Genomic DNA, 13,370 nt, shown 5'->3' on the forward strand with positions numbered 1-13,370 from the left:
GACGGTATGCACACCGACCACCGTTCCTGGGACGTCCTGCTGATCGGCGGCGCCTCCGGCCTCGGCAAGAGCCGCGCCGCCGAGCGCCTGGCCGCCGACCACGGCGCGTTCACGGTCGAGTTCGACGACGTCGTCGCCGCCCTCCAGGCCGCCACCACCCCGGCCACCCACCCGGGACTGCACCACTTCGCCCCCTACCGCGACCCCGAGCAGGAGCTGGGCGCCGACCGCGTCCTGGAGCTGCAGATCGCCACCGCCCACGCCCTGGACGAGGCCCTGCTCGGCGTCGTGCGCAACCGCCTGAGCGTGGACGTACCGGCTGTCGTCGAGGGCGACTACCTCACCCCCGCGGCCGCCGTACGCGCCGGCGCCGAGGCCGCCGCCCTCGGCCGGCGCCTGCGCGCCGTCTTCCTCCACGAGGGCGACCCGCGGCGCATCACCGCCAACTACGCCCACCGCGAACCCGACGCCGGCCCCCAGGACGCCCGCGCCCATGTCAGCGCCCGCTACTCCCGCTGGCTCGCCGACCGGGCCCGCGCCGCGGGCCTGCCGGTGGTCGACTGCCGCCCCTACGACACCCTGCCCGCGCGGCTGACCGCCGCCCTGGCCTGACTGCCGCCGGGGCCTGAACGCCGCCGGGACCTCAGCCCCTCCGGGGCCCGAGCCCGTCCGGGCGGGCTCAGGCCTGGGCGGCGGGCCGCCCCGCCGACTCCCGCTAGCCTCCGGCGGGGGCGTCCTCGATGTCCGAGATCAGCTTGGTGCTCAGGTCGCTCTGCACCGCCAGCCGGGTGTGCCCGGCGTCGGGGCCGGTGCCCCAGGTGAGCGTGACGGTGGTGAAGAGGTGCCCGGCACCCGAGTCGTGGTAGCGCACCTCCCAGGCCGTGGGCACGTCCTGGGCGCGCAGCACGCCGTCGGCATGGTTGGCCTCCTCCCAGGCCGCCAGGCGCTGGCGGAGGTCCTCGGTGAGGTAGTGGGCGCGCAGTTCTTCCGACAGGTTGTCGGTGCCGTCGGAGACGGCGTCGATGTAGGCGCCGTAGAAGTCGGCCACCCGGTCGACCGCCGAGTCCGGGCTGCCGCCGCGCACCGCGTCTCCTGCCTGGGTCATGATGGTCCCCTCCGTCGTATACGGGCCCGCGCGCCGTCGAGACGCCGCCCGGGCCGGTCGGTTCGTCCACCGGTTCCAACGAGCCCGGGACGCCGGAGGTTTCGGGCACAGAGTCCCAACGAACTTACGGACATGCGGACTTACGGACCTGACGAGCCGGCCGGCTGGACGGGAGGCGGGAGTTGCTGATCGTGGTGAGCGGCGGGCCGGGCAGCGGAAAGACGACGCTGGCGCACGCCCTGGCCCGCGCCCTGGGCTGCCCGGCGGTCGTGCGCGACGAGTTCAAGGAGGGCCTCGTGCACGCGGGCACCCGTACGCCCACACCCGATCTGGCGGTGCGCGACGCGTTCTTCGGCGTGCTGGGCGTGCTGGTGGACGCCGGGATCAGCGTGGTCGCCGAGGCCGCCTACCAGGACCACCTGTGGCGCCCGGGCCTGACCCCGCTCGCCGCCCGCACCGACCTGCGCGTCGTGCACTGCCGGGTCGCCCCCGCCCTGGCCCGGCGCCGCATCGCGGAGCGCCTCGCCGCCGGCGGCCACCGCGCCGCCCACGCCGACCACGCCCTGCTCGCCACCCCACCCGGCCCGGGCAACCTGATCGACGACTTCACCCCGCTGTCCCTCCCCGTGCCCCAGCTGCACGTGGACACCACCGACGGCTACCACCCGCCGCTCGCGGACATCACCGCCTTCGCCCGCCCCTGAGCGCCCGGTGCCCCCGTCCGGCTTCCCGTGCGGAGGCTGCGGCCAGCCGCCGGGGCGGGCCATTCCGGATCGTGCTCCTCAGGAACCGGCCTCCGGACTCGCCAACAGGTCGTCAGTTATGGTGCACGTCCATGGAAGAGTTGATAGTTGTCCGGCCCGGCCATGCCGGCGAACGCGGCGAAGTGGTCGGCCTCGTACTCATAGCGGCGGTTGAGGCGGCGGAAGCCGTTGAGCCAGGCCACGGTCCTCTCGATCACCCTGGCTTCTTGGGCACTCTCACCCATGGTCGCCCGCAGCCCGGCCTGCCCGCCTGCCCGGCCCTACCGCCCGCCTGCCCGGACGGCTCGTGCGGTAGGCGAACCGTCCGACGGGCCGGGCGGGGCAGGGCGGGTGGCGTCAGCGGGATGCGGCGTCCTCGCGCAGGCGTTTCTTGTCGGGCTTGCCGACGGCGGTGAGCGGGATGGCGTCGACCAGGTGGAGGGCCTCGGGGGCGTAGAGGCGGCCCTTGTTGGCGGTGACGAAGGCGCGGACGTCCTCCAGGTCGGGCTGCCGGCCCGGGGCGGGGACGACGGCGGCGTGGACGTGTTCGGCCTGCTGGTCGTCGCGGACGCCGTAGACGGCGCACTGGGCGATGGCCGGGTGGGTGAGGAGGAGTTCCTCGACCTCGGTGGGGTAGACGTGGCCACCGACGACGATGATCAGGTCCTTGAGGCGGTCGGCGAGGTAGAGGTAGCCGTCGGCGTCGAAGTAGCCGACGTCTCCGGTGTCGAGCCAACCCCCGCGCAGCACCTTGGCGGTGAGCTCGGGCTGCTTCCAGTAGCCGGCCATCAGCGTGCCGGAGCGGACGTGGATCTCGCCCTGCTCCCCGGCGGGCAGCACGGTGCCGTCGGCGGCGCGGACCTCCACCTGGACGCCCGGCAGAGGGCGGCCCACCGGCACCTGGCCGCCGTGGCCGGTGCGGTCGTGCTCGTGCGGGCCCAGGACGGCGATGTTCTGCGCCTCGGACATGCCGTAGCCGCCGACCAGGACGGGCCCGAACGCCTTGAGGGCCTCGCGGATCCGTGCCGGGGAGGCGGCGCAGCCGCCGTAGGAGAGTCGGCGCAGGCTGGACAGGTCGGTGCGGGCCAGGGCCGGGTGGTCGAGCAGCCGGTACAGCAGCGGGGGCAGGACGAACAGGTCGGTGATGCGTTCGCGTTCGATCGCGGCGAGGACCTCGCCGGGGTCGAAAGCGCGTTGCAGGACGACCGAGCCGCCGTGGTGCAGGGTCAGGTCGGCGAGGACCCCGGCCAGGTGGGCGAGGGGGGTGGCGGCGAGCAGCCGGGGTTTCTCGCCGGCGGGGCGGGGGTCGGCGAAGGGGAAGTCGAAGGCCCTGCGGTAGGGGCCGTGGAGGCTGAGGATGCCCTTGGGGATGCCGGTGGTGCCGCCGGTGTGGCGGATGCCGAGGTCGTCGCCGGGGCCGAGGGGGACGGCGGGGTCGGTGGCGGGGTGGACGGCGGAGGCGGCGATCGCGTCCTCGCCGATCCCGGTGCCGTCGGTGCCGTCGGGGCCGGGGCCGGGGCCGAGGGTGAGGACGGTCGGGACGTCGATCAGCGGCAGCAACTCGGCGGCGCCCACGTACCGTTCGGCGTCGACGAGGAGCACGGTGGTGTCCACGCTGGCCACGATCTCGGCCAGCACGGGGGCGCCCATCCCGTCGTACAGGTTGACCACCCGGGCCCCGGCCAGCCCGGCCGCGTAGCGGGCGGCGAGGGCCTCGGGGGTGTTGCCGGTGAGCAGGGTGACGGTGGTGCCGCGACCGGCGCCACGGGCAAGGAGCTCGTGGGCGAGGCGGTAGGTGGTGGCGGCGAAGTCGCCGGCGGTGATCTCGACGCCGTCAGCGGAGGTGATGGCCCGCCGCTCGGGGTGCGAGGCGAGGGAGCGCAGGATCAGGGCGGGGGCGCTGACGAACTCCGGGGCGCTGTCGGCCGCTTGTGCTGCGGAGGGGGCAACCATGGTTCCCCACCCTAGCCCCGGCCCTGCCGGGTCCCGGCGTGCGTGCGCAAAACCGGGGTGCGGGCGGCGTCCGGGTCCCGGCACACTGTGCCGATGATCACCGACCACTGGCCGTTGAAGGGCCTGCGCGTGAACACGCCGCGTCTGGAACTGCGCCTGCCCGGCGAGGACGAGCTGTCCGAGGTCGCGGACCTCGCCGCGCGCGGGGTCCACCCGCCCGACCAGCGGCCCTTCCTCACCCCCTGGGGCGAACTGCCGCCCGCCGAACGGGCCCGGCACGTCCTGCAGATGCACTGGCGGCGGATGGGACGCTGGACGGCGCAGCACTGGGCGCTGGACCTGGTGGCCTTCCACGAGGGGCGGCCGGTGGGCGTCCAGGACATGCGGGCGCAGGAGTTCGCGGTGCGGCGCGAGATCACCTCCGGTTCGTGGGTGGGCCTGGAGCACCAGGGCCGGGGGCTGGGCACCGAGATGCGCGCGGCGATGCTCCACCTGGCGTTCGCCGAGCTGGGCGCGCGCTCGGCGACGTCAATGTCCTTCGCCGACAACCACTCCTCCCTCGCGGTCTCCCACAAGCTCGGCTACCGCGACGACGGCATCACCCTCGACGTCCTCGACGGCCACGCGGTGGAGACCCGGCGCCTGCGCCTGGACCGCGACCACTGGCAGGGCCCGCCCGTCCCCGTCACCGTCACCGGCCTCACCCCCGCCTGCCGCACCCTCTTCGGCGCCGACACCCCACCCTCCTGACCCTCCCCAAGACACGTGCACGAAAAGTCGGCCCGGCCGACTTCCTGTCCGCAGGCGCCCCCAGTCGTGCGGCCCCGTGCGGGTTGCGGGTGCCGGTGTGGATCGGGGCGTGGGGGTGGGTGCCCGTGCGGGCCTGCGGGGTCAGGGGGTGGCGGGGAGGGCGGTGAGGGTGGGGGCGAGGGGGTCGAGGGTGTGGAGCACGTGGATGCCCTCGGCGACCGGGGTGGTGGTGGCGGCGCGGTCGAGCCAGAAGGCGTGGAGGCCGGCGGCGTGGGCGCCTTCGGCGTCGAGGGTGTAGTTGTCGCCGACGTAGGCGACTTCGTGCGGGGGCAGGCCCAGGGCGGTGCAGGCGGCGTGGAAGATGCTGGGGGCGGGTTTGGCCTCGCCGTGCTGGTCGGAGCAGACGATGACGTCGCCGAAGTGGTCGAGCAGGCCGATGGCGCGCAGTTTGCGGCGCTGGTGGTCGGTGTCGGAGTTGGAGACGATGCCCAGGCGGTAGTGGGGGGCGAGGCGGCGCAGGGTGGGCTCGGCGTCGGGGAAGGCGCGCCAGGCGGCGTCGCGGTGGGTGGCGTAGCCGTCGAACCAGGCGGCGGCCTGTTCGTCGCTGAGGTGTTCGGCGCCGTCCTGGCCGAGGTGGGCGAGGAAGCGCCGGGTGCGTTCGTACTGCTGGCCTCGCATGGTGAGTTCCCGGGCGAGGTAGCGGGCGTAGCTGTGCTCCATGACGGCGCGCCACAGGTCCAGGGCGGCCCGCGGGGTGGGGAACCGTTCCAGCAGGCCGACGTCGCGCAGGTGGGCGAGGATGCCCGCCTCCTCCGAGTGGGTGTAGTCGAACAAGGTGTCGTCGACGTCGAAGAGCACGCCCCTGATCGGCATGGACCGTTTCCTTTCCGTGTGCCCGCGGTGCGTCCCGCACCCTACGCGGCGGGTGGTGGGTGGTCGGGCGAGGGGGGTGATGAACCCAGCCCTCGGGCGGTGCCCTTCAGGCGCCGGCCGCCACCGCGCCCGCGCCCACGTCCGCCACCGCCGCCGACTGCGGGGCGGAGGCGAGGAGGGCGTCGAGCAGCCCCGGGAAGCGGGCGTCGAGGTCGGCGCGGCGCAGGCTGACGAAGCGGTTGCGTCCGGCGACGCGGGTGGTGGTGACGCCGGCTTCGCGCAGGACGCGCATGTGGTGGGAGACGGTCGACTTGTGGAGGTGGTCCAGGCCCAGGCCGCGGGGGTCGCAGGAGTGTTCGGCGCCGTCGGCGTAGCTGAGCAGCAGGCGCATCCGCACGGGGTCGCCGAGGGCGTGCAGGACCGTGACGAGGTCGATGTCGGCGGTGGGGGGCTGGGGCAGCCGCTCGTCGTCGGTCATGGGGTGGGCTCCGGTCCTCGGGGTTCCCGCGCAGGGGGCGGGCGACGGCAGGGATGGTTTGACAATCATCCACCAATCCCCGATTGTTTGGCGAGTATCCAACTGTTGCATGCTCGTCCAACAATCCACACAACCGCCCCGGGGGGCTCTCCGTGCCCGTACGCCTGCTCCTGCTCGCCCTCGGCACCTTCGCCATGGGCACCGACTCGATGGTGGTCGCCGGCATCCTCGGCCCCATCGCCGCCGACCTGCACGTGTCGGTGGGCGCCGCCGGCCAGCTCGTCACCGTCTTCGCGCTCGGCTACGCCCTGCTGGCCCCGCCGCTGGCCGCCGCCACCGCGCGCTGGCCGCGGCGGCGCCTGCTGCTGACCGCGCTCGCCGTCTTCAGCGCCGCCAACGCCCTGAGCGCCCTCGCCCCCAGCTACCCGCTGCTGCTGGCCACCCGGGTACTGGCCGCCGCCGGCGCCGCCCTCTACACCCCCACCGCCAACGCCGTGGCCACCACCCTGGTCAGCCCCGAGCGGCGCGGCCGGGCCCTGGCCACCGTGCTGGGCGGCATGACGGTGGCCACCGCGCTGGGCGTGCCGCTGGGCACCTGGGTGGGACGCACCGACTGGCGCCTGACGATGTGGCTGGTCACCGCCCTCGGCCTGGCCGCACTCGCCGGACTGGCACTCCTGCTGCGCGACCTGCCCGCCCCCGCCGCCGCCCCCACCCTCACCGCCCGCCTGGCCCCGCTCGCCTCACGCCGCGTCCTCGGCGCCGCCGCGACCACCCTGACCTTCTTCCTCGCCTTCCAGAGCGTCTACATCTACCTCGCCACCGCCGTCCACGGCGCCACCGGCGGCGACGCCGACAAGCTCAGCCTCATCCTGCTCACCACCGGCGTCCTCTCGGTGGCCGGCAGCTGGCTGGGCGGACGCCTCGTCGACCGCGCCGGGGTGCGCGCCGTCCTGCTGACCGGCTCCGCCGTCGCCGCCTGCGCCTTCACCGCGCTGCCCTGGCTCGGGCGCAGCATGCCCGGAGCACTCGCGTACGCGGTCGTCGTCCCCCTGGCCGGATGGGCCGTCTCCGTCGCACTGCCGCACCGCCTCGCCTCGATCGACCCGGCGAACGCGCCCCTGCTGATCTCGCTCAACAGCAGCGCCCTCTACCTCGGCACGGCCGCCGGAGGCATCGCCGGATCAGCCGCCATCACCCTGCTGGGCACGCGCTGGTTCCCCCTGGCCGCAGCCGTACTCGCCCTCGCGGCCTGCGCGACCGCCGCGGCCACCACCCGCGACCAGCGCGCCCGCTCCCGTACGGCGGCGCCGGCCCCGGCCCGGGCCTGAACGCCCACCGAGCCGCGACGCCCGCACAGGCCTCACCGGCCTCACCGGCCTCACCAGCCGCGTACGGGCCGGAACAGCAAACAGGCGGGGCCGGGGTGCGAAACCCCGGCCCCGCCCCACCCCGCGCCCGGAGCCCGTCAGGCCCCGAGCACGTCGCCGACCAGGGCGCGGGCCTCCTCCTGCACCCGGGCCAGGTGCTCGGCGCCCAGGAACGACTCCGCGTAGATCTTGTACACGTCCTCCGTGCCCGAGGGCCGGGCCGCGAACCAGGCGTTGTCCGTGCACACCTTGAGGCCGCCGATCGCCGCCCCGTTGCCCGGCGCGTGCGAGAGCACCGCGGTGATCTTCTCTCCGGCCAGTTCGCCGGCGGTGACCTGCTCGGGCGCCAGGCGGGCCAGGCGGGCCTTCTGCTCGCGGTCGGCGGGGGCGTCGACGCGGGCGTAGGACGGATCGCCGTGGCGGGCCGTCAGCTCGCGGTAGTGGGCGCTGGGGGTGGCGCCGGTGACGGCGGTGATCTCGGCGGCGAGCAGGGCGAGCAGGATGCCGTCCTTGTCCGTCGTCCACACCCCGCCGTCGCGGCGCAGGAAGGAGGCGCCGGCGCTCTCCTCGCCGCCGAAGGCGATCGACCCCTCCAGCAGGCCGTCGACGAACCACTTGAAGCCGACCGGGACCTCCAGCAGGGTGCGGCCGAGGTCGGCGGCGACCCGGTCCAGCATCGACGAGGACACCAGGGTCTTGCCGACGGCCGCGTCGCCCGGCCAGTCGGCGCGGTGGCGGTAGAGGTAGTCGACGGCCACCGCCAGGTAGTGGTTAGGGTTCATCAGCCCGCCGTCGGGGGTGACGATGCCGTGCCGGTCGGCGTCCGCGTCGTTGCCGGTGGCGATGGCGTACTCGTCCTTGCGGCCGATCAGGGAGGCCATCGCGGCCGGGGAGGAGCAGTCCATGCGGATCTTGCCGTCCCAGTCCAGCGTCATGAACCGCCAGGTCGGGTCGGTGACCGGGTTGACCACGGTGAGGTCCAGCCGGTGGGACTCGGCGATGCGCGCCCAGTAGGCCACCGAGGCGCCGCCCAGCGGGTCGGCGCCGATCCGCAGCCCGGCCGCCCGCACCGCGTCCAGGTCCAGCACCGCGGGCAGGTCCTCGACGTAGGCACCCAGGAAGTCGTACCGCCCGGTGGTCGCCGCCGCCAGCGCCCGCGCGTAGGGGACCTTCTTGACCCCGCGCAGGCCCTCGCGGATCAGCTCGTTGGCACGGTCCTGGATCCAGCCCGTCGCCTCCGACCCCGCCGGGCCGCCACTGGGCGGGTTGTACTTGAAGCCGCCGTCCCGAGGCGGGTTGTGCGAGGGGGTGACGACGATGCCGTCCGCCAGCGCCTGGGGGCTGCGCCGGTTGTGCGCCAGGATCGCGTGGGAGACCGCCGGCGTCGGCGTGTAGCCGTCGGCGGTGTCGATCAGCACCTGTACGCCGTTGCCCGCCAGCACCTCCAGCGCCGTCACCTTCGCCGGCTCGGAGAGCGCATGGGTGTCCGCGCCCAGGAACAGCGGGCCCGTGACCCCATGCTCGGTCCGGTACTCGCAGATCGCCTGTGTGGTCGCGGCGATGTGGTCCTCGTTGAACGCCGCGTCCAGGGAGGACCCCCGGTGCCCCGACGTCCCGAACGCCACCCGCTGCGCCACCTCCTGCGGGTCGGGGTGCAGCGCGTAGTACGCCGTCACCAACCGCGCCACATCCACCAGATCACCCGGCTGCGCCGGCAACCCGGCCCGTTCGTGTCCCATCCGCCCACTCCCGCCGAAATCCCACTACGTACCCGCGAAACGAACCCGCCCCGCACTCACCGATCGTAGCCAGAACACGACCCCGCCCCGAACCGTACGGGCCATGCCAGGACACCCACGGGACGGGAACCGGAAGGAGACGGGCGGGACGGTCGGGAGCAGGGAGAACCGGGCGGGCGGGGGAGGCGGGAGGGGCGGTCCGGAGAACCGGGAGGGTCGGGCGGCGGGGCAGCCGGGCGGCGGGGTCTCAGTGCGAGGCCCACCACGTCGAAGGCGCCGCGGCGGTGTAGCCCAGCGACTCGTACAGCGGCCGGCCCAGCTTGGAGGCGGTCAGAGTGGCCGGCACCTGCGCCAGGTCGGCGAGGGAGGCGGTCATGACGGCCCGGCCCACGCCGCGCGAGCGGAACGCCGGGGACGTGGCCACCCAGTAGTGACTGGCGACACCGTCGTCCACCACCCGCACGCACGCCCCCGCCGCCACACCCTGGTGCGAGGCCAGGAACACGTCCACACCCACCCGCTCGATCAACGCGACCGGGAACAACTCACCAGGACGGTGGGGCTCGAAGGCCGCCAGCTCGAAACCCTCGATCACCACCCGCTCAGCCGCCCACAGGTCCTCCACCCGCTCCACCCGGACCACATCCAGCCCCGACGCACCGCCGGACTCGGGCCCCGGCACAGACACCGGCACCAGCCCGGCGCCGGACGCCGGTACGGACGCAGGTACGGGCGGGCGGAGCATGACGGGCATCTGCCAGCTGCGCAGGCCCAGGTGGCTCAGGTCGGTGGCACCGAAGGGGTCCTCGGCGTTGACCGGGCCCGCGGCCCGGCGCACCAGGCCACTCAACTCCGCCAGTTCACCCGCGTCGAGATCGCCCTCCTGCACCAGGATCCGCAGGCCCGCACGCTCACCACCGTCGACGGCCAGGAAGCCGCGGCGCCGGATCACCTCGTGCCCCCGGGAGTGGCCGGTCGCGGCCCAGAAAGCAGCCGAGTTACGGGCCTGACGCAACGGCGCCTCGGCCGGAGTGAGGGAGGGGAACTTGTCGGTCGCGGTGATTCCGGTTGTCATGCCGCCCACCGTAGTACCGAATTGACCAGCAGCACCGGGCCAATCCGACATCGATCCACTGGGCCACCCCTGGAGAGCCGGAAACCGCGCATGCTTCCTCGGCCGCTCGGCCCTCGCATCGGTGACCGCCGCAGGTGATGACCAGTCGCTTCCTCCCGCTCCCCGCAGCGTAGGGCCCGGCACACGCCACCGGGCCGACGCCCGGGACGGACGTGCGCCCATCCGCCGGTGCTGGGCCCCACGCGCGGAGGGCAGGGGAAGGATCACGCCCGGCCCGCGCCGTACGCGGCGCAGCCACCCGCTGTCGCACCGGGCCGGTCGTGTTCCGGCGGCGCCACCCTGTTCACGCGGCGGCGATCAGGACGCAGCCGCTCGCGCCGTCGGTCCCGCCCGCGCCGTTCTGCCCGGCGGGCTTCGATCCCCGGCCGCCGTCACCGCCGCGGCCGCCGCTTCCGCCGTTGCCCGTCGCAGCGCCGGCGGGACACGCGCCGGTGATCGCGGGAGGCAGGGTGATGGCCCCGCCGGTGCCACCGGTCTGGCCGTCGGTCACCGCGGCGCCGGCGGCGCCGGTGTACGGAGTGGGGGTGGCGGTCACACCGGTGGCGTTGGCCGCACAGACCGGGTCGGTGCCCTGCTGGCCGCCGGTGGCCTGGGCGAAGCCGCCTGATCCACCGGCTCCGCCACCCTGGCCGGCCGGGCCGCCGGCGGTTCCGGAGCCGCCCGGAGGGCGGTTGGCGGAGCCGTGACCGCCGGCTCCGCCGCCTCCGCCGGGCGCGAGTACCTCGATTCCCCCGGGGCCGGCGACGGACGCGGCTTGGCCGCCGTGGCCGCCGTGGCCGGGGTTGCCCGCGGAGAGGACGCCGCCGCTGCCACCGCTGCCGCCCGCCCCGCCGGGTGTGGCGAAGGGCACCGTGATGTCCAGGACGCTGCCCGCCTGGAGCCCGGTGAAGGTGCAGGTGACGGCTGCCGCCGCGCCACCGCCCGTACCGCCCTGGCCGCTGCTGCCGTCGCCGTAGATCATGCTGGCACCCTGGCCACCTCCGCCACCGCCGCCGCTACCCGCGGCGCCCACAGCCGTGACGGTCAGCGTGCTGGTCCCGGGCGGGACGGTGTACTGGGCGAAGCCGGGAGCGCACACGGACGTGGAACCGTCGGGAGGGCAGGACAGGACGGGAGTGATCAGGACGCATCCCGACAGACCGTCGCCGAGCCCGGCCAGGTCGCCGAGGCCGCTCAGGCCACCCTCGCCACCTTGGCCGCCGAAGCCGGCCCCGGAGCACTGGGGCGCGAAACCGTCGGGAGAGATCGTCCCGCCGCTGCCGCCGTCGGCGGCCGACTGCCCGGCGGTGCTGGTGGCGGCCGGGCCCGTGACGGCCGTCAGCCCGTTGCCGGACGCGGTACAGCTCGGTGAGGCGCCCGGCCGGCCGCCGGTCTCCTCCGGAGTGCCGCTCGCCGTGCCGCCCGCGCCCCCGCCGCTGCCGCCACCGGCGCCGCCGTCCACTCCGTCGATCTCGAAGCCGCCGAATTGGGCGACACTGCCGGCGCCTCCTCCGCCACCGGCGGCGGAGATGACCAGGCCCGAAGCGCTGACCGAGGCGGCCTGACCACCACCGGAAGGACTCAGAACCTGCGAACTCTCCGCCAGCGCACCGGCGTTGCCGCCGGCGGGCACGGTCACCACCAGCTCCGTGCCCGGAGCCAGGCCGGTGACGGTGCAGACGATCGCAGCACCGGCGCCACCCCCGGCACCGGCGAACCCGCCGCCTCCGCCGCCGCCCCCGCCGACGACGGTGAACCGGACCTGCCGCGCGTTCTGCGGCACGGTGTAGGTGGAGGAGCCCGGGGTGTCGCAGACCGTCGTACCGTTCGCCACCGAACACGCACCGGCGGCTGCGGGCGCGCGGGGCGCCACCGCGGCAGCTGCCGCAGGCAGCGGCAGGATCCCGCCACCACTCAGCGCCAGGGCGCCCACCGACGCCAGCGCGCCCAGCAGACAGCGCCCTCGACCCCCGCCTCCGTCTTCCCCCGGAATCCGTCGTCCCAGCACGATCTCTCGGCCTCCCATACAGGTCGTCTCAGATGGGAGCACAGCGGATCCGAACCGCTCGCTCACGGAAAGTGTCACCATCGCCACGCTGAGTGCGCAACGGCGGTTCGGTGTGACAGGCCGCCATCCGGATGAGCGTCCGGAGCGCTTCCCGTGGGTCCCCGGGGCCGTCGCCTCGGCCCGCGTCCGTCCGTGTGTTCCGCGACCAGCGGTCCGCACACGGCCCTGGGGGTGCGTCAGGTCTTCCGGGCCGGCCCCGGGAGGGTGCCGACCCCAATCCTGCCAGGTCAGGCCTGGGAGCGGTAGGACTCAGCACACCCTTCCTGTGCCTTGCCGCCGCCCCCGCGCACCCCGCACACTCGTGCAACACCCCACTCCCCCGACGGCCTTCGCGCCGCCGCCCGCGCTCGCCCGGGCGGCCGGCGCGCACACCGCCGTGCCCGGACGCGTCCGGCGCGGTACGCGGGAGGGTGCGGGTGCTGGGTGCGTACAGAAGCAACGACGAAGGGGGACAAGCAACATGAACGTCCATGCGGACCTGGTACTGAAAGCCCGGATCACACTGCTGAGCCACAACGACCGGATCCTCGACGGCGAGGAGGGCATGCGGGTCTACCGCACCCTGTTCGCCGTCAGCCCCCAGGTGTACGCCTACAAACTCGCCTACGTGCTGCGCGCACTCGCCGAGACCAGCCCCCGCGCGGCCCGCCGGCCCGGGGCGCGGGAGGAACTGCTGGCAGAGGCACGGGCCGCGAGCGCGCACATCCCCGCCGACGCCCCCGCCCACCAGCGCCGCATGTGGGAGCACACCGTGCCGCAGCTCCAGGAGTTCGAGCGCCGACTCGGGCAGGCGAACGCCCGATGAAGGGCACCGACGAGAACCCGAACCCCGGCCCGCACCCGGACCTGGTCCTACGGGCCCGGATCCAACTCCTGATCGGCGACCGGTGGCTGGACGGCGAGAAAGGCATGCGGGTCTACCGCACCCTCTTCGCCGTCAACCCCCGCGGCTACGCCTACCACCTCACCAGGGTCCTGCTCGACCTCAGCCGCCACCCCCGCCTGGCCCACCTGCCCGACGCACGGCGCGCACTCCTCCACGAAGCGGTTGACGCCGCCGCCCACATCCCCGCCGACGCACCCTGGTACCAGACCGGCTACCAGCAGTACGCGCGCAGTGCACTCACCCGCCTCGACCAGGACGACCGAACGCCGTGACCGGAGGAGCGGGCGGTGA

General features: G+C 74.7%; 14 protein-coding genes. 6 read left to right on the forward strand and 8 right to left on the reverse strand.

Features of this window, described 5'->3' with window-relative positions; genetic code table 11:
• The first annotated feature begins 6 nt into the window (after window positions 1-6).
• Window positions 7-612: an AAA family ATPase gene (locus ACIQWA_RS35545; RefSeq protein ID WP_402489814.1), complete on the forward strand. Its 606-nt coding sequence runs from the start codon at window positions 7-9 to the stop codon at window positions 610-612.
• Between the two features lie 103 nt (window positions 613-715).
• On the opposite strand, the gene ACIQWA_RS35550 is transcribed toward ACIQWA_RS35545, so the two are convergent.
• On the reverse strand, window positions 716-1,105 hold the full coding sequence (locus ACIQWA_RS35550) for a hypothetical protein (protein WP_402489817.1): 390 nt from the start codon (window positions 1,103-1,105) through the stop codon (window positions 716-718).
• 182 nt (window positions 1,106-1,287) lie between these two features.
• Here ACIQWA_RS35550 and ACIQWA_RS35555 point away from each other — a divergent pair, with 182 nt between their 5' ends.
• The gene (locus ACIQWA_RS35555) at window positions 1,288-1,809 is read left to right on the forward strand and encodes an AAA family ATPase (RefSeq protein WP_402489820.1); all 522 of its coding nucleotides are present in this window, start codon (window positions 1,288-1,290) and stop codon (window positions 1,807-1,809) included.
• Between the two features lie 116 nt (window positions 1,810-1,925).
• Here ACIQWA_RS35555 and ACIQWA_RS35560 read toward each other — a convergent pair whose 3' ends face one another.
• Complete coding sequence (locus ACIQWA_RS35560) at window positions 1,926-2,066, reverse strand: hypothetical protein (protein WP_402489822.1); 141 nt, start codon at window positions 2,064-2,066, stop codon at window positions 1,926-1,928.
• A 139-nt stretch (window positions 2,067-2,205) separates the two neighbouring features.
• Window positions 2,206-3,801: an AMP-binding protein gene (locus ACIQWA_RS35565; protein WP_402489825.1), complete on the reverse strand. Its 1,596-nt coding sequence runs from the start codon at window positions 3,799-3,801 to the stop codon at window positions 2,206-2,208.
• A gap of 93 nt (window positions 3,802-3,894) precedes the next feature.
• Here ACIQWA_RS35565 and ACIQWA_RS35570 point away from each other — a divergent pair, with 93 nt between their 5' ends.
• Window positions 3,895-4,551, forward strand: coding sequence for a GNAT family N-acetyltransferase (locus ACIQWA_RS35570; protein ID WP_402489827.1), 657 nt, complete (start codon window positions 3,895-3,897; stop codon window positions 4,549-4,551).
• Window positions 4,552-4,692: 141 nt separating this feature from the next.
• Here the strand turns inward: ACIQWA_RS35570 and ACIQWA_RS35575 are convergent, their stop codons facing one another.
• Both ACIQWA_RS35575 and ACIQWA_RS35580 read right to left on the reverse strand, forming a co-directional pair.
• Window positions 4,693-5,424 carry an HAD family hydrolase gene (locus ACIQWA_RS35575; protein WP_402489830.1) on the reverse strand — a complete coding sequence of 244 codons (732 nt, stop codon included), beginning with the start codon at window positions 5,422-5,424 and terminating at the stop codon, window positions 4,693-4,695.
• 106 nt (window positions 5,425-5,530) lie between these two features.
• Window positions 5,531-5,902, reverse strand: coding sequence for an ArsR/SmtB family transcription factor (locus tag ACIQWA_RS35580; protein ID WP_402489832.1), 372 nt, complete (start codon window positions 5,900-5,902; stop codon window positions 5,531-5,533).
• Between the two features lie 152 nt (window positions 5,903-6,054).
• Between ACIQWA_RS35580 and ACIQWA_RS35585 the strand changes: the two genes are divergently transcribed.
• Complete coding sequence (locus ACIQWA_RS35585) at window positions 6,055-7,233, forward strand: MFS transporter (protein ID WP_402489835.1); 1,179 nt, start codon at window positions 6,055-6,057, stop codon at window positions 7,231-7,233.
• Window positions 7,234-7,370: 137 nt separating this feature from the next.
• On the opposite strand, the gene pgm is transcribed toward ACIQWA_RS35585, so the two are convergent.
• The 3 genes from pgm to ACIQWA_RS35600 all read right to left on the reverse strand — a co-directional run bounded on the left by pgm (window position 7,371) and on the right by ACIQWA_RS35600 (window position 11,959).
• Entirely contained in the window at window positions 7,371-9,011 is a 1,641-nt protein-coding gene (pgm, locus tag ACIQWA_RS35590) for a phosphoglucomutase (alpha-D-glucose-1,6-bisphosphate-dependent) (RefSeq protein ID WP_360229482.1), read from the reverse strand.
• Between the two features lie 247 nt (window positions 9,012-9,258).
• Window positions 9,259-10,086: a GNAT family N-acetyltransferase gene (locus ACIQWA_RS35595; RefSeq protein ID WP_402489839.1), complete on the reverse strand. Its 828-nt coding sequence runs from the start codon at window positions 10,084-10,086 to the stop codon at window positions 9,259-9,261.
• A gap of 343 nt (window positions 10,087-10,429) precedes the next feature.
• Window positions 10,430-11,959: a hypothetical protein gene (locus ACIQWA_RS35600; protein WP_402489843.1), complete on the reverse strand. Its 1,530-nt coding sequence runs from the start codon at window positions 11,957-11,959 to the stop codon at window positions 10,430-10,432.
• Window positions 11,960-12,653: 694 nt separating this feature from the next.
• Here ACIQWA_RS35600 and ACIQWA_RS35605 point away from each other — a divergent pair.
• Complete coding sequence (locus ACIQWA_RS35605) at window positions 12,654-12,998, forward strand: hypothetical protein (protein WP_402489846.1); 345 nt, start codon at window positions 12,654-12,656, stop codon at window positions 12,996-12,998.
• Entirely contained in the window at window positions 12,995-13,351 is a 357-nt protein-coding gene (locus tag ACIQWA_RS35610; RefSeq protein ID WP_402489849.1) for a hypothetical protein, read from the forward strand. The genes ACIQWA_RS35605 and ACIQWA_RS35610 overlap by 4 nt, the downstream gene beginning before the upstream one ends.
• The last annotated feature ends 19 nt before the right edge of the window (window positions 13,352-13,370 follow it).

Source organism: Kitasatospora sp. NPDC098652, assembly GCF_044760155.1.
In the GTDB taxonomy this organism is placed as follows: Bacteria; Actinomycetota; Actinomycetes; order Streptomycetales; family Streptomycetaceae; genus Kitasatospora.